Source organism: Arthrobacter sp. AOP36-A1-22, from assembly GCF_052377615.1.
Lineage (GTDB): Bacteria > Actinomycetota > Actinomycetes > Actinomycetales > Micrococcaceae > Arthrobacter_H.
This window is the reverse complement of record NZ_JBQSWX010000001.1, coordinates 163,649-178,911: the sequence shown is the minus strand read 5'-3', so window position 1 is coordinate 178,911 and position 15,263 is coordinate 163,649. Positions and strand designations below refer to the sequence as shown.

The window sequence follows — 15,263 nt, the reverse complement described above, 5'->3', positions numbered from 1 at the left end:
CTCCTAGAAGTAGTAGGGGTGCGAGGACCAGTCGGGTTCGCGTTTGGCCAAGAAGGCATCCCGGCCTTCCACGGCCTCATCGGTCATGTAGGCCAGGCGGGTGGCCTCCCCGGCGAAGACCTGTTGGCCGGCCAGCCCGTCGTCGGCCAGGTTGAAGGCGAATTTGAGCATCCGGATCGCCTGCGGTGACTGGCGGGCGATATCGGCCGCATATTCCAGGGCGACCTCCTCGAGGCGCTCATGGTCCACCGCCTCGTTGACGGCTCCCATCGAGACCATGTCCTCGGCGGAATATTCGCGGGCCAGGAAGAAGATGCCGCGGGCATTCTTCTGGCCGACCTGCCGGGCCAACAAGGTCGAACCGTAGCCGGCGTCGAAGGAGCCGACCGTGGCGTCGGTCTGCTTGAACTTGCCGTGCTCACGGGAGGCGATGGTCAGGTCGGAGACCACGTGCAACGAGTGGCCGCCGCCGGCCGCCCACCCGTTGACGACGGCGATGACGACCTTGGGCATGGTGCGCATCAGCCGTTGGACCTCGAGGATGTGCAGGCGCCCGGCCCGGGCCGGGTCGATCGACTCGGCGGTCTCGCCGCCGGCGTAGCGGTAGCCGTCCCGGCCACGGATGCGCTGGTCCCCACCGGAGCAGAAGGAGTGGCCCCCGTCCTTGGCGGAGGGGCCGTTGCCGGTCAGCAGCACGGTGGCCACATCGGAGGTCATGCGGGCATGATCGAGGGCCCTGAAGAGTTCATCGACGGTTCCGGGGCGGAAGGCGTTGCGCACCTCGGGCCGGTCGAAGGCGATGCGTACGGCGGGCAGATCACGGAGGATCCTGCCCTGGGCATCGCGTTCCACCTGCCGATGGTAGGTGATGTCCTCGAAATCGAAACCCTCCACGACCCGCCAGCGGGTGGGGTCGAAGAGATCGGATACCTGGGGTGGAAGCACGTTTTCAATCACGCCCACGAGTCTAGCGCCAGCAGGGTCGTGGACCTCGTCCGGGCGGGTTTTTCGACACCCTGTAGAATGAAGTGTCCACTGGAATCAGGAGGACACGTTGGAAATGATCACCCGTGCCGATCTACCGTTCTTGGCTGAAGCCGATACGGCGGCACTGCATATCTCGATGTTCATGCCCACCCACCGCTTCGGCGACCAGTCCCGGGCGGACCAGCTGCGTTGGAAGAACCTGCTCAGCGCGCTCGAGGAATCCCTGGAAGGGCGTCTACGCCCGGCCGAAATCGACGACCTGCTCGCCCCTGCCAGGCAGCTGCGTGACGATGCCTGGGCTTGGCAGCACATGAGCGACGGGGTCGCATTATTCATGCGGCCGGGGTGGCACGCCAGCTACCGGGTGCCGTATTCCGTCCCCGAATTCTCCACGGTCGGTGACCGGCTGGTGCTGGGGCCGCTGTTCCGGCTGCTCTCGGGCGATGAACAATTCCTGCTGTTGGCCGTCAGCCAACGCAACCTGCGCCTGCTGGAGGGCGACCGCCAGCAGGTGGCCGAACTCGAGCTGAACGGGGTGCCCACTGCCCTGCGCGACGTCGTCGAGGCCCAGGAACCCCGGTCGGACACGATGGCCCGGCCGGCTGCCGACGCCGGAACCAAGGGCGGTTCGGCCGTGTTCTACGGCCACGGTGCCGCCGATGAACACTTCAAGAAGAACGAAGTGACACGGTTCGTGCGTGAAGCCGCCAGCGGGTTGCGTCCGCTGCTGTTCGAACGCGGACTGCCCCTGGTGCTTGTGGGCCCCGATCTGCTCGTGAGAGAATATCGGGGCGCCGGGGACTATCCCCACATCCTGGACGACGCCGTGATCCGCAACCCGGACCCTCTGTCCTCCGGTGAATTGCATCGGCTGGCCTGGCCCGTCATCGAAGACCGGTTGCGTGCCGAGAGGTCGAAGCTGATCGAGCAGTTCCGTTCCCTCCATGGGACCGGAAGGGTCTCCAGCGATCGTGCCGAGATCCATGAAGCCGCCCTGCACGGGCGGATCGAGACCCTGTTCATCCAGGCCGATCCGTGGTGCTGGGAGCAGGCTGCTTCCGGACCCCACACCATCGTGGCGCTGGGACGGGACGACCGGTATGCCGGCTGCGAGCAGATCGAGGCGGCAGCGGTCGCCACGATGGGCAGCGGGGGACTGGTCCATGCCAGTTCGGAACCGGCCGACCCGGACAGCCCGATCTCCGCGATCTTCAGGTACTGAACACCGCGGGGGTAGGGCGGTAGGCTCCGAGGATGGAATCGTTGCGAACCCAACAGGATGTCAACGCCACCGCGGATGTGGTGTGGAGTGTGCTGCAGGACGGTGCCCAGTACTGCCGCTGGGTCCCCGGGGTCGAGCACGTCGATGGAGGCATCCAGGACGGCCAGTCCATCACGCTGCTCGGCCCGGAGGGCCAGGACAGCACCCGGATGCAGGTCACCACGGCCACGAACCGCCGGAGCATGACCTGGCGGACGGGCCCCGGGTGGGGATTGGACGCTTCGGAGATCACCTTCGAACTGGCCGAGACCGAATTCGGGTGCACGGTGGTGCTCGACCGCCGGGACTCGGGGCTCCTGCACGGCCTGCTGGGGGACGACGAGGAGGACCCCAAGGCCCGGCTCGACGAACTGGCCAGGAACCTGGCCCAGGCCGCCGAGGCCCGGGGAGCCCATGAGGAGGTCCGGCAAAGCCCCGACGGGGATCCCGGGGAGGGCACCGGCATGGGTATCTCGGGGGCGGACGTCGAGCCGGATCCCGGCCCCGGGGTGCCGGGGCCGGACCGGGGGACTGCCTGACGACGGCGGGCCCGGAACCATCAGGATGGTTCCGGGCCCGCCGTAGTTGCCTCCAGGGCCTAGCGGGGATCCTCGGCGAGGATCCCGGTGTCGTTGGCATTCGGGGTCTCCGTGCCGCGCAGCGATGCGCCGGCGGTTTCGACCATGTAACGCACGGCGATCAGACCCACGACCGCCGCAATCATCATGTAGACGGCCGGGAAGAGCACGAATCCGGTGCTGTCGATGACCGCCTCGTTGACAATGGCCGCGGTGCCACCGAGCAACGCAGTGGCCACGTTGTAGGTGATGGCGAAGCCGGCAAAGCGGACCTGGGAGGGGAACATCGCCGGGAAGGTGGCCGTGATCGTGGCCAGCTGCGGGAGGTACAACAGACCCAGTACCGCGAAGCCGATGATGGCCAGCCCGAAGTTCTGGCCGATGAGCCAGAACATCGGTACCGGGAAGATGATCAGACCGAGGGTGGAGGCATACCACATGGGCTTGCGACCCACCTTGTCGGAGAGGCCGCCAACGAACGGGATGACGCACATCATGGCCACCTCACCGAGGATGATGACGATCAGCGCCTGATTCGAATCCATTCCCAGCTGGCTTTCCAGATAGGTGGGCATGTAGGTGATCAAGGTGTAGTTCACCATGTTCAGGCAGGAGACCATGCCGAACATGACCAACATCGGGCGCCAGTATTGGGTGATCACGGCCTTGAGGCTGCCGCCCTCCTCCACCCCGCCGGTCTCCTCGAGCTCTTGGAACACCGGGGTGTCTTCGAGCTTATTACGCAGGTACAAACCGACCAGGCCCATCGGGAGGGCCAGCATGAACGGGATCCGCCAGCCCCAGGAATCCATGGCCGCCTCGGGAAGCACCAGTTGGAAAAGCAACATGACGGCAGCACCGAGGGCGAAGCCGCCCAGTGTGCCGAACTCCAGGAAGGAGCCGAAGAAACCGCGCTTCTTGTCCGGGGCGTATTCGGCCATGAAGGTCGCCGCGCCGCCGTACTCGCCGCCGGTGGAGAAACCCTGCACCAGGCGCAGCAGGATCAGCAGGATCGGAGCCAGGATCCCGACCATGTCGAACGTCGGGAGCACGCCGATGAGGAACGTGGCCCCGGACATCATGAGGATGGTCAGGGTCAGGACGGTTTTGCGTCCGAGCTTGTCGCCCAGCGGGCCCCAGATGATTCCACCCAGGGGGCGCACTACGAACGAGACGGCGAAGGTGGCCAACGCCAGGATCGTTCCGTACTCCCCGGGAAAGAAATGAGCGGTGATGTAGGTCACCGCCACCGCATATACGCCGTAGTCGAACCATTCGGTCAGGTTGCCCATGGCTGAAGCCGCGGTGGCCTTGTGGATCATCGAGCGGCCCTCGGCGGTGTCAAGATCCGGGCCGATGTCCTCGGAGTAGTCGATGGGGGCCTGCGCGGTGGCGTCGGGGGTGCCCTCCGTCGAGGGGGAGTCTGTGCTGTCGTTCGGTGGCATGGGTGCCTCCCAAAATTCTTCAGCTTTCGTCGACAGGGGCCGGTTCTGAGCGCCCAGGGCGGAGGGCCGGCGACGGTCCACGATCCGGTGTCGAGCATCGGAGTCTGTCAAAGGCATCCATATTACCGGCAGGTATAAAAGCGGTCAATTTCGTCATCAGGCCGTGGTGAGTTGACCGGTGGGATGCGGGGTGGGAATCTCTTAGTGAACGATTGGTCGGTAATTGTGTCCCGAGACGCATTCCACGGCCGGCAAAGATGCCTGAACAGAGGCCAACCGAAGAGGGGTTTTCATGTCCGAAGCATTCCTGGTGGGCGGAGCCCGCACTCCGGTCGGTCGTTATGGCGGGGCCCTGGCCTCCGTGCGTCCCGATGACCTGGCGGCGTTGACCGTCCGGGCCGCCGTCGAACGGGCCGGAGTCGATCCGGAGCTGGTGGACGAGGTCATCTTCGGCAACGCCAACGGGGCCGGGGAGGAGAACCGGAACATCGCCCGCATGGCCTGGCTGCTGGCCGGGTACCCCGATTCGGTTCCGGGGATCACCGTGAACCGGCTGTGCGCCTCGGGGATGTCCGCCATCACGATGGCCAGCCACATGATCAAGGCGGGGGCCGCCGACATCGTCGTCGCCGGTGGGGTCGAATCGATGTCCCGCGCCCCGTGGGTGATGGAGAAGCCCTCCAAGGCCTTCGCGAAGCCCGGCGCCACCTACGACACCTCGATCGGCTGGCGGTTCCCCAACCCGGCTTTCCTCTCCGGGGAGCTCTCCCGCGACGGGAAGACCACCTTCTCCATGCCCGAGACCGCCGAAGAGGTCGCCCGCGTCTTCGGCACCTCACGGGAGGATTGCGACGCCTTCGCCGTACGCTCCCACGAACGCGCCCTGGCAGCCATCGCCGCCGGCCGCTTCGCCGAGGAGATCGTTCCGGTCACCGTGACCGGGCGTAAGGGCGCCCGGACCATCGTCGATACCGATGAGGGGCCGCGCGCCGGGACCACCATGGAGGTCCTGTCCGGACTGCGCCCGGTGGTCAAGGGCGGTTCGGTCGTCACCGCAGGCAACGCCTCGACGCTCAACGACGGCGCCTCGGCGATCATCGTCGCCTCCGAGGCGGCCATCGAGAAATACGGGTTGACCCCGCGCGCCCGCATCCTCGACGGGGCCTCGGCCGGGGTGGCCCCGGAAATCATGGGGATGGGCCCGGTCCCCTCCTCCAGGAAGGTCCTCGAACGCACCGGGCATACCGTGGACGAGCTCGCCGCCGTGGAACTCAACGAGGCCTTCTCCTCCCAGTCCCTGGCCTCCATGCGCGAACTCGGCCTGGACCCCGACATCGTCAATAACGACGGCGGCGCCATCTCGCTGGGCCACCCCTTGGGCTCCTCCGGCTCCCGCATCGCCCTGACCTTGCTGGGCCGGCTGGACCGTGAAGCCTCCGCAGGGAACAAATTGGGACTGGCGACCATGTGCGTGGGCGTCGGCCAGGGAGCCGCCCTGCTCGTCGAGGGGGTCTAGTGGTGAGTGCACAAGACCTGGGTCCCCAGGAGCAGCACGACGGCGCAGCCGGGCTCGACGCCGCGGGCTTCGCCACGCTGATCGTCACCGAGGCAGCCGACCGGATCACCGTCCGGCTGCACCGCCCGGAGGTCCGCAACGCCATCGACCAGACGATGGTCGATGAACTCCATGCGGTCTGCAGCCATCTGGAGGCCTCCCCGAAGATCCTCATCCTTTCGGGGACCCCCTCGGATCCGGAGACCGGGGCCAAGGGCATCTTCGCCTCCGGCGCCGATATCGCCCAATTGCGCCAACGCCGCCGCGAAGACGCCCTGGCCGGGATCAACTCCTCGCTCTTCGAGCGGATCGCCCGGTTGCCGATGCCCGTCATTGCCGCCCTGGACGGTTACGCGCTCGGTGGGGGTGCCGAGCTGGCCTACGCCGCCGACTTCAGGATCGGCACCGAGGCCCTGCGGATGGGCAACCCCGAAACGAATCTGGGCATCATGGCAGCCGCCGGGGCCACCTGGCGGTTGAAGGAGCTCGTCGGGGAGCCGATGGCCAAACAGATCCTGCTCGCCGGGAAGGTGCTCACCGGAGAGGACTGCCTGAAGGTGGGTTTGATCGGCGAACTGGTCGGCTCGGCCGAACTGGGCGGTGCCGCCGAGGGGCTGGCGGACCGGATCGGCGCCCAGGACCCATTGGCGGTCAGGGTCACCAAGGCCGTGTTCCACACCCCGCGGGAAGCCCACCCGGTGATCGACACCCTGGCCCAGTCGATGCTCTTTGAGTCAGAAGCCAAATTCGACCGCATGCAGGCATTCCTCGACAGGAAGAAGAAGTAACGATGACCCCCAGCACCCCGGAAAAGAACACCGCCGTCCCGAGCGAGGCCGACGCCTCGACGTCCCTGCCCACCCGGGTCGGGGTCCTGGGCGGGGGCCGCATGGGCGCCGGCATCGCCCATGGCTTCCTCATCAAGGGAGCCGACGTGCTCATCGTCGAACGCGACGCACCCAGTGCCGAAGCCGCCCGGGAACGGGTCGCCACGGCCGTGGGCAAATCCATCGACCGCGGCCTGGCAGGAGCCGTCGAGGACCATCTGGCCCACCTGACGGTGAGCACCGACTACGCCGACTTCGGGGACCGCGAACTGGTCGTCGAAGCCGTCCCGGAGATCTGGGACCTGAAGGTCTCCTCGCTGCAGGCGGTAGAAGCCGAGCTGGGCTCCGAGGCCGTCTTGGCCTCGAACACCTCCTCGCTGTCCATGAGCGGCCTGGCCGGTCATCTGGCCCGTCCCGGGAGCTTCCTGGGGCTGCACTTCTTCAACCCGGTCCCGGCCTCGACCCTGATCGAAGTCGTCATCGCCGAGCAGACCGCGCCGGCCCTGGTGGAGAAGGCCCGCGGCTGGGTGGCCGGTCTGGGCAAGACCGCCGTCGTCGTCAACGACGCCCCCGGCTTCGCCTCCTCCCGGCTGGGGGTCATGCTCGCCGTGGAGGCGATGCGCATGCTCGAGGAGGGCGTTGCCTCCGCCGAGGACATCGACAACGCCATGGTGCTCGGCTATAAACACCCCACCGGCCCGTTGAAGACCACGGACCTCGTGGGGCTGGACGTGCGGCTGGGGATCGCCGAATACCTGGCCGAGCAGCTCGGTGAACGCTTCGCCCCGCCGGCGATCCTGCGCCGGAAGGTCGAACGCGGGGACCTGGGCCGCAAAACCGGGCAGGGCTTCTACGACTGGAGCTGATCCGTGGGGCCCCTCCTGCCGGCGATGGGGGCGCATGGCAGGATGGGCCCATGAACGAGGTGAACTGGGAAGGCGCCGTCAACGCGCGGCGCGTGGCAGGACGGCTCTACCGGATGGGCCGCAGCGAATGGCTCACCGAACGCGGGTGGGCCCAGGCCCATGACGCAGGCATCCGCACGGTCATCGACCTGCGCAATGCCGACGAGCGTCGACGTCGGCCCACCGACCCCGCGGTCGACCCCGGGGCGCTGGCGGGGATCACCGTGCTGCATTGCCCCACCGAGGACCAGGCCCATGAGGAATTCATGGCCGCGGCCGCCTCGGCAGACACCCCGTACCTCAGCGATCCGCGCTACTACCCGGCGAACTTGGAGCACTTCCCCCGGCTGGTGGCCGGCGTCTTCCGTGCCCTGGCGGCGGCCCGGGGCTCCGTCGTCGTGCATTGTTCCGCCGGCCGGGACCGGACGGGAATGATCATCTCCATGGCGCTGGCCCTGGTCGGCAGGCAGGATCTGATTCCCGGCCAATACGATGCCGGAGCGCGCGGAATCAACGAATGGCACCGGATCAGCCCGGTCAAACACCCCTATGAACGGCATTTGAGCGAGGAAGAGCTGGCCCCGGTCATTGCCGGACGCCAGCAGTCACTGGCCGAATTCGTCGACGGGATCGACGTCGAGGCCTTTCTGCTCGGGCAGGGGCTGACGGTCGCCGAGATCGATGCGGTGCGGGAACTGCTCGCGGGCTCCCGGGCCTGACCGCTGCCGGTCGGGGATCGGCGGGAGGACACATATCGTCCGATCCAACGATTTTTCGAATTCGACTTGCCAGAACCCGGGCCGGGGGAGTTGGCTGGTTGGCATGGCAAAAATCCTCGTCCTCGGTGGTACCCAGTGGCTGGGCCGAACCCTTGCGCTGCAGGCCGTCGAGGACGGGCACGATGTCGGGTGCTTGGCCCGTGGCAGTTCGGACGGCTTCCCCGAGGGGGTCCGCGAATTCCGGGTCGATCGTGAGGTCGAGGACGCCTACGCGGGGGCCGCGGCCGAACCCTGGGACCTCGTGGTGGAACTGACCTGCCGGCCCGCCCACGCCAAGGCGGCGGTGGAAGCCTTGTCCCCGCAAGCCGGACACTGGGTCTTCGTCTCCTCTTGCTCCGCCTACGCCGTCCACTCCCGGGCGGGGGCCGCCGAGGCCTCGAAGCTCCTGGTGGCCCAGGACTCCAGCCTGGGTTACAGCGACGAGAAGTTCGGCGAAGCCAAGGCCGGTTGCGAATGGCTCACCGTTGCCTCCCGTGGCAATGCGGCACTGCTGGTCCGTCCGGGACTGATCGGTGGCCCCGGGGACCCCACCGGCCGGTCCACCTACTGGCCCCTGCGGTTCGCCCGCGGGCAGGAGCCGGTCCTCGTCCCCGACGACGACGGCGAGGCCCGCTATGTCCAGATCGTCGACGTCCGCGATCTGGCGGCCTTCATCCTGCGCGCCGGGCTCGAGGCCCGCAACGGACCGGTCAACGTCGTCGGTGCCGAGATGCCGCTGGGTGACGTGATCGCCAGCGCCCAGAGTGCCGCGGGATACAGTGCCGCCGTCGTGCCCTACCCGTTGCACCGGATGCCGGACGACGCCGTCGCCCCCTGGTCGGGCCCCCGCTCGCTCCCGCTGATCCTGCCCGCCGGGACCGAATTCGCCGGCTTCGCCCGCCGGTCGGATCGCAGGGCCCTGAAGTGGGGGCTGGTGCGCCGTCCGTTGGCCGAGACGTTCTCCGATATCATCGCCGCGCACGACCCCACCGAGGAGCTGCGCTCGGGACTGAGCGCGGATCACGAGGCGGAGCTGATCAACCGACTGGGCTGAGTGGAATCATCGTCAGGTCCAGGCGGCGGCCAAAAGGTCGGCGAGCAACTCCTCGGGATCCTGGTCGAGTCCCCGGCTGGTGAACCAGGAGCAGACGTTCCGGCAATCCCTGGCCAGCAGATCGGCGCCCAGCGGGTTCGCGGCCAGATCGACCAGTTGTGGCAGGTCGATGATCACCAACCGGTTTCCGGAGACCAGGATGTTGTACGGGGAGAGGTCTCCATGGGCGTATCCCAGCGAGGCGAACCCGCCCATGGCCTCGACGAGCTGGTCGAAAAAGGACTGGAGCACAGGCCGCGTCGGCCGCAATTGCTGCAGTCTGGGGGCTGCGGCGTCGGGATGGTCGGGGTCGGTGATGAATTCCATGAGGATCTCGGTGCCATCCACCTGCACGGGGTAGGGGACCGGGATCCCGGCTTCGTGGGCCCGGACCAGGAAGTTCCATTCGGCGGCGGCCCACTGGGCCGCCTCGACCTGGCGGCCATAGGAGGAACCGTTCTTCAGTGCCCGCGCATCCCGGCTGCGCCGTACCGTGCGCCCCTCGGTATAGATGGTGGAGCGGCGGAAGGCGCGCTGTTCGGGGGGCCGGTACCTCTTGGCGGCCAGTAGGGACCGGCGGGTGTCGGTGGCGCGTTCGAGCAGGAAGACGTCTGCTTCCTTGCCGGTTTTCAGGATCCCGAGTTCGGTGTCGATGGCCCCGGCGTCCTCGATGATGAACCCCGGGCGGGGCGTGGGGCCGCGCATCAGTCGTTCCACGTTGTTCCAGGTGGACCAGCGTTGATTGGCGGCCAGGGAATCGTCGAGCATGTTCCATCCCGCGGGGCGTTCCTCGCCGGTGCCGTGTCCGGACGTCGCGGGCGTCAGTTTTTGGAAGGTGGTTTCCGGATCAGTAGCGGAATTCGAAGTCATGTAGGTGGTGGCTCCCGGGGAGGTGGTCGATGGAGGTCGGGGCGTGTGGGGCAACAAGGGTCGTCATGGCGGCCTCCCGGGAGTCGGTGATGGGCGGGACCCTGAGTCAACAACAGTGATCGAGGAAAGTCAATCACTTTCGGATCGACCGCGCCCCACTGGCCGTCATGTAGGCTGGGCCTCAAATACCGACCGATCGTTCAGGAAGGACTAGTCGACGATGACAACGCAGACCCCCGAGCTGGTACCCAGCTATATCCAGGACTCCTGGTGGACTCCCGAGGGCACTGACGGGGCCACGACGGTCCTGGACGCGAACACCGGCCAACAGCTGGCCCTGGTGAGCGCTGCTGGTCTCGATCTGGCCGAGGCCGTGGACCACGGCCGCTCCGTGGGGCACCGTGAGCTCGGGAAGCTGACGTTGCACGAGCGGGCCCTGCGGGTCAAGGAGATGGCCCAGTACCTCAACGAACGCCGCGAGGAACTCTACGACGTCTCCTACCGGACCGGCGCCACCAAGGTCGACAACATGGTCGATATCGACGGCGGCATCGGGGCCCTGTTCATCCTGTCCTCCAAGGGCCGTCGTGAGATGCCCAACTCCAACGTCGTCCAGGACGGCCCCGCCGAGCCGCTATCCCGTGACGGTTCGTTCCTCGGGGGCCATATCTTCACCCGCATCCCCGGGGTCGCCGCACAGATCAATGCCTTCAACTTCCCGGTCTGGGGCATGTTGGAGAAGTTTGCCCCCGCCTTCATCGCCGGTGTCCCCACCCTCGTCAAGCCCGCCACCCCGACCGGATACCTCTCCGAGGCCGTCGTGCGGATGCTGGTCGAATCCGGACTCCTGCCCGCCGGCTCCCTGCAACTGGTCTCCGGCTCCGCCCGCACCCTGCTGGACGTGCTCGACTACCGGGACATGGTCTCCTTCACCGGTTCGGCCTCGACCGCGGACGCCCTGAAATCCCATCCGAACGTCGTCTCCGGCGGCATCCGCTTCACCGCCGAAACGGACTCCCTCAACGCCGCGATCCTCGGCCCCGACGCAGTGGCCGGCACCCCCGAGTTCGAGGCCTTCATCAAATCCGTCACCACCGAGATGACTGTCAAGGCCGGCCAGAAGTGCACCGCCATCCGCCGCGCCATCGTCCCGGCGGGACTCGAAGACGACGTCGTGGCCGCCATCGGCGCCCGACTGACCCAGCGGGTGGTCGTGGGGGATCCGCGGGCCGAGGGGGTCACCATGGGGGCCCTGGCGTCGCTGGACCAACTGCGCGATGTCCGCGGCGCGGTCCAGGACATGCTGGCTGCCGGCGGCGAGATCGCCTACGGCACGTTGGATGCCCCCGTGGTCAGAACCGCTTCGGGGGAGGAACACGAGGTCGCCGAGGGCGCGTTCATGTCCCCTCTGCTGTTGACCTGGGCCGATGCGAAGGCGGAAGCAGTCCACTCGCTGGAGGCCTTCGGCCCGGTGGCCAGCGTGCTGGGCTACACGGACCTGGACGAGGCAGTGGAGCTCGCCGCCCGCGGCAGCGGCTCGCTGGTGGCCACGGTGTGCACCAACGACGGGGACGTTGCCCGTGACCTGACCATCGGGATCGCCGGCCACCATGGCCGGATCCACATCCTCAACCGCGAGACCGCCCGCACCTCCACCGGTCACGGGTCCCCGGTCCCGCATCTGGTCCATGGCGGGCCGGGCCGCGCCGGCGGCGGCGAGGAACTCGGCGGCGTCCGGTCCATCAAGCACCACATGCAGCGCTCCGCCATCCAGGGCTCCCCGAACCTGCTGACCGCCGTCACCGGCGTCTGGCATGCCGGAGCAGACCGGGTCATCGCCGGGGCCCCCGAATTCGGGGCCGTGGAAGGAGCCATCCACCCGTTCCGCAAATCATTGGCCGAGTTGCGGATCGGCGACGCCTTCGCCTCCCCGTTGCGTGAAGTCACCCTGGACGAGATCACCGCCTTCGCGAACACGACCGGCGATACCTTCTACGCCCATACCGATCAGGAGGCGGCGGCGGCCAACCCGTTCTTCCCCGGGGTCGTCGCCCACGGGTATCTGCTGGTGTCCTGGGCGGCGGGGCTCTTCGTCCAGCCGGCCCCGGGGCCGGTGCTGGCCAACTACGGGTTGGAGAACCTGCGGTTCATCACCCCCGTTCCGGCCGGGGACCGGGTCCGGGTCACGCTCACCGCCAAGCGGATCACCCCTCGGGTCACCGACGAGTATGGAGAGGTCGCCTGGGACGCCATCATCCACAACCAGGACGATGAGATCGTGGCGACCTATGACGTGCTGACCCTGGTGGAGAAGGAAGACACCATCTACCGGGACTGGTCGACGCGCGACTGAGGCCTCCGGGAACCTGCCGGCGGCGAGTGCCGCTGGCAGCTCATCCCAGATCCACCATCCGGTATCCCATCCCCCTGACGGTCTCGAAGCGTTCGGCGCCGAGCTTATTGCGCAGATACCTCACGTAGACGTCCACGATGTTCGATCCCGGATCGAAGTCGTAGCCCCAGACCCGGGAGAGCAGCTGTTCCCGGCTGAGGACCTGGCCCGGGTTGCGCAGGAACGTCTCGGCCAAGGCGAACTCGCGGGCCGACAGGTCGACTTCCCGGCCCTGGAGCAGGGCCCGGCGGCCCCGGCAATCCATCTCCAGGTCGCCATTGCTCAGCAGGGCGGGATCCGAGGTGCTGTTTTCGGGTTTCAAACGCAACCGCAGCCGGGCCAGCAATTCCTCGAAATGGAAGGGCTTGGCCATGTAGTCGTCCGCTCCGCTTTGCAGGCCGGTCACCGTGTCGTCGATGCTGCTGCGGGCGGTGAGGATGATCACCGGGGTCTGCAACCCGAAGGCCCGCAGGCGTTTGAGGACCTCGTATCCGTCGAGATCGGGCAGACCAAGATCCAGGATGATGGCCTCGAATTCCCCGTCGGTGGCCAACCGCAGACCTGCTTCGCCGGTATCGGCGACGCTGGGTTGCAAGCCCGCCGCCTTCAGGCCCTTGGCGACGAAGGATGAAATGCGCTGCTCATCTTCGATGATCAGGATCCGGCTCATGTCCGGTGTTCTCCTCTTGGACGGGAAGTGTGAGGGTGAAGATCGAACCGCGCCCCGGGGCGGAGTCCACTTCGACAATACCCCCGTGGGCGGCGGCAATGGCCGAAACGATGTTCAGGCCGAGCCCCGAGCCGAAGCTCCGGGTGCTGTTGCGGCCCCGGCCGAACCTCTCGAAGATCCGCTGCTGGTCGGTGGGCTCGATCCCCGTTCCCTGGTCGCGAACCCACAGCCGCAGCCGGTCGGTCCCGGGTCCGCCGACGGGACCGCCGTCGCGGATGATGGCCGAGCCGAGGCCGATCGCCGTCCCGGTGCCACTGAACTTCACGGCGTTGGCTGCCAGCTGCAGCACGGCCTGGGTCAAGCGCCGGGGGTCCACGGCGACGGACACGTCGGCGCGCTGGTCCACCTGCCAGTTCCGGTCACCGAGGCCGCGGGCCTTGTCCAGGAGCTCATCGAGCCAGGGACCCAGTTCCACGGGCCGGGGAACCACGAAATCGGGGCCATCCGATTTCGCCAGCGTGACCAGGTCGTCGATGAGCAGTGACATGCGGTCGAGTTCATCCACCGCGATGTCCCGGGACTGCATGACGTCCTGGGGGTCGTGGTCGTCCATCAGTTCCAGATGGCCCCGGATGATCGTCACCGGGGTGCGCAACTCGTGCCCGACGTCGTTGAGTAGTTGCCGTTGGGAGGTCAGTGCGGTTTCGAGCCGATCGAGCATGGCGTTGATGGTGAGGGTCAGATCGGCGAACTCGTCGTTCCCCACGGTATCGATGCGTTGGGAGAGATCGTTTTCCGAGATCTGCACGGCGGTCTCACGCAGGAGCCTGACCGGTAGGAGCATCCGTCCGACCATCAGCCAGCTGGCGATGCCCGCCAGGACCGTGACGCCGGCACCGACGGCGATGAAGAATTCGAAGCCGCGATCCAGGGCCCTGACCTCGGCGCCGTAGTCGTAGGCCAGCACGAGTCGGGCCGGTTCCTGGTCGGCGGCCAGCTGGACCGGGACGATCACGGCCCGGTAGGTGGTGGTGGAGGTCGTGACTGAGCTGAGGGCGATCCGGTGCGGTGGGCCGGTGGTCGCCGCCCAGTCCACGAATTCCTCGTCGTTCTCCAACCGGAGGTCGACCGTTTCGGGGGCCGTCCATTGCAGGTTCCCCTGGCTGAAGCTGACCATGCCCTCGGTGCGGGCCGGCAACGTCCGTTGCATGGCGATGTAGAGCAGGTCGTTCGCCTCGGTGAAGGCCTTGCCGGTTTCGGTATCCAGGCCCTGGGCCGCGAGGACCTGGAACTCACCGACGGTCCGGCGCAGGGAATCATCGATCCGGTCGTTCAGGGCCGACCGTTGCAGCAGATAGATCGTTGCCCCGGCGACCACCAGGGTGATGGTCACGATGGCGATCATCCCGATGAGGACGCGGGATCTGACCGACCAGCCCCCACGGGCCGGGCTAATCCTCCTCATCGTCATCATCCTCGTCGTCATCGTCATCATCGTCATCATCGTCATCATCGTCGTCATCGTCGTCCGCGGGGGACGGGGGAAGCGGCGCGACGGGGGCCTTGGTCTGGGGCGGGACGCGCGTCTTCGCCGGGGCTGCCGGTGCGCTGGAGGGACTCGCCTCCGCGGAGGAGGAGTCGGCGGGCGGGGAGGAAGCCGGCGACGATACGGGCCATTCGGTCGCGTTGATCGGCGGACTATAGGAGGCCTTGTCGCCGGAGCCGGGGGCGTTCAGGTTCCCCGGCAGTGCCGGCAGCGTTCCGTTGTCGACGACGAGGCCGGGGCCCACATCCTGATCGTGCGGGGTGGTCAGCGCCCGGGCAGCAGCAAAGGCGCCGACCACCATCGCCAGCAGAATCACGATGGCGGCGGTCAGATTCACGAACCGTCTCATGCCCCTAGTGTTCCTCCTTCGGATGAG

The 15,263-nt window shown here is 67.4% G+C and carries 14 protein-coding genes; 8 read left to right on the top strand and 6 right to left on the bottom strand.

Annotated features, from left to right (window positions below):
- Window positions 1-3: 3 nt before the first annotated feature.
- Entirely contained in the window at window positions 4-954 is a 951-nt protein-coding gene (locus tag ACT3S2_RS00915; protein ID WP_444561113.1) for a 1,4-dihydroxy-2-naphthoyl-CoA synthase, read from the bottom strand.
- A gap of 106 nt (window positions 955-1,060) precedes the next feature.
- Here ACT3S2_RS00915 and ACT3S2_RS00910 point away from each other — a divergent pair, with 106 nt between their 5' ends.
- Together ACT3S2_RS00910 and ACT3S2_RS00905 are read left to right on the top strand one after the other, a co-directional pair.
- Entirely contained in the window at window positions 1,061-2,209 is a 1,149-nt protein-coding gene (locus ACT3S2_RS00910; protein WP_444561112.1) for a baeRF3 domain-containing protein, read from the top strand.
- Window positions 2,210-2,241: 32 nt separating this feature from the next.
- Entirely contained in the window at window positions 2,242-2,787 is a 546-nt protein-coding gene (locus ACT3S2_RS00905; RefSeq protein ID WP_444561086.1) for an SRPBCC family protein, read from the top strand.
- A 59-nt stretch (window positions 2,788-2,846) separates the two neighbouring features.
- Here the strand turns inward: ACT3S2_RS00905 and ACT3S2_RS00900 are convergent, their stop codons facing one another.
- The gene (locus ACT3S2_RS00900; RefSeq protein WP_444553350.1) at window positions 2,847-4,271 is read right to left on the bottom strand and encodes an MFS transporter; all 1,425 of its coding nucleotides are present in this window, start codon (window positions 4,269-4,271) and stop codon (window positions 2,847-2,849) included.
- Between the two features lie 292 nt (window positions 4,272-4,563).
- Between ACT3S2_RS00900 and ACT3S2_RS00895 the strand changes: the two genes are divergently transcribed.
- The 5 genes from ACT3S2_RS00895 to ACT3S2_RS00875 all read left to right on the top strand — a co-directional run bounded on the left by ACT3S2_RS00895 (window position 4,564) and on the right by ACT3S2_RS00875 (window position 9,370).
- Window positions 4,564-5,787: an acetyl-CoA C-acyltransferase gene (locus tag ACT3S2_RS00895; protein ID WP_443382424.1), complete on the top strand. Its 1,224-nt coding sequence runs from the start codon at window positions 4,564-4,566 to the stop codon at window positions 5,785-5,787.
- A 17-nt stretch (window positions 5,788-5,804) separates the two neighbouring features.
- A complete protein-coding gene (locus ACT3S2_RS00890; protein WP_444561111.1) occupies window positions 5,805-6,614 on the top strand; it encodes an enoyl-CoA hydratase/isomerase family protein in 810 nt (269 codons plus the stop codon).
- Between the two features lie 2 nt (window positions 6,615-6,616).
- Window positions 6,617-7,519: a 3-hydroxyacyl-CoA dehydrogenase family protein gene (locus ACT3S2_RS00885; RefSeq protein ID WP_443382426.1), complete on the top strand. Its 903-nt coding sequence runs from the start codon at window positions 6,617-6,619 to the stop codon at window positions 7,517-7,519.
- 50 nt (window positions 7,520-7,569) lie between these two features.
- A complete protein-coding gene (locus ACT3S2_RS00880) occupies window positions 7,570-8,277 on the top strand; it encodes a tyrosine-protein phosphatase (protein ID WP_443382428.1) in 708 nt (235 codons plus the stop codon).
- 103 nt (window positions 8,278-8,380) lie between these two features.
- Window positions 8,381-9,370, top strand: coding sequence for an NAD-dependent epimerase/dehydratase family protein (locus tag ACT3S2_RS00875; RefSeq protein ID WP_443382430.1), 990 nt, complete (start codon window positions 8,381-8,383; stop codon window positions 9,368-9,370).
- Window positions 9,371-9,382: 12 nt separating this feature from the next.
- Here the strand turns inward: ACT3S2_RS00875 and ACT3S2_RS00870 are convergent, their stop codons facing one another.
- Window positions 9,383-10,279 (bottom strand): serine protein kinase RIO, encoded by an 897-nt coding sequence (locus ACT3S2_RS00870; RefSeq protein ID WP_443382432.1) that lies wholly within the window; start codon window positions 10,277-10,279, stop codon window positions 9,383-9,385.
- A 220-nt stretch (window positions 10,280-10,499) separates the two neighbouring features.
- Here ACT3S2_RS00870 and paaZ point away from each other — a divergent pair, with 220 nt between their 5' ends.
- Complete coding sequence (gene paaZ, locus ACT3S2_RS00865; protein WP_443382434.1) at window positions 10,500-12,632, top strand: phenylacetic acid degradation bifunctional protein PaaZ; 2,133 nt, start codon at window positions 10,500-10,502, stop codon at window positions 12,630-12,632.
- Window positions 12,633-12,672: 40 nt separating this feature from the next.
- Here the strand turns inward: paaZ and ACT3S2_RS00860 are convergent, their stop codons facing one another.
- The 3 genes from ACT3S2_RS00860 to ACT3S2_RS00850 are packed head-to-tail and all read right to left on the bottom strand — an operon-like array spanning window position 12,673 to window position 15,236.
- Window positions 12,673-13,341: a response regulator transcription factor gene (locus tag ACT3S2_RS00860; RefSeq protein WP_443382436.1), complete on the bottom strand. Its 669-nt coding sequence runs from the start codon at window positions 13,339-13,341 to the stop codon at window positions 12,673-12,675.
- On the bottom strand, window positions 13,313-14,806 hold the full coding sequence (locus ACT3S2_RS00855; protein WP_443382438.1) for a sensor histidine kinase: 1,494 nt from the start codon (window positions 14,804-14,806) through the stop codon (window positions 13,313-13,315). Before ACT3S2_RS00855 ends, ACT3S2_RS00860 begins: the two co-directional genes overlap by 29 nt.
- Window positions 14,793-15,236 carry a hypothetical protein gene (locus tag ACT3S2_RS00850; protein ID WP_444561085.1) on the bottom strand — a complete coding sequence of 148 codons (444 nt, stop codon included), beginning with the start codon at window positions 15,234-15,236 and terminating at the stop codon, window positions 14,793-14,795. Before ACT3S2_RS00850 ends, ACT3S2_RS00855 begins: the two co-directional genes overlap by 14 nt.
- Between the last annotated feature and the right edge of the window lie 27 nt (window positions 15,237-15,263).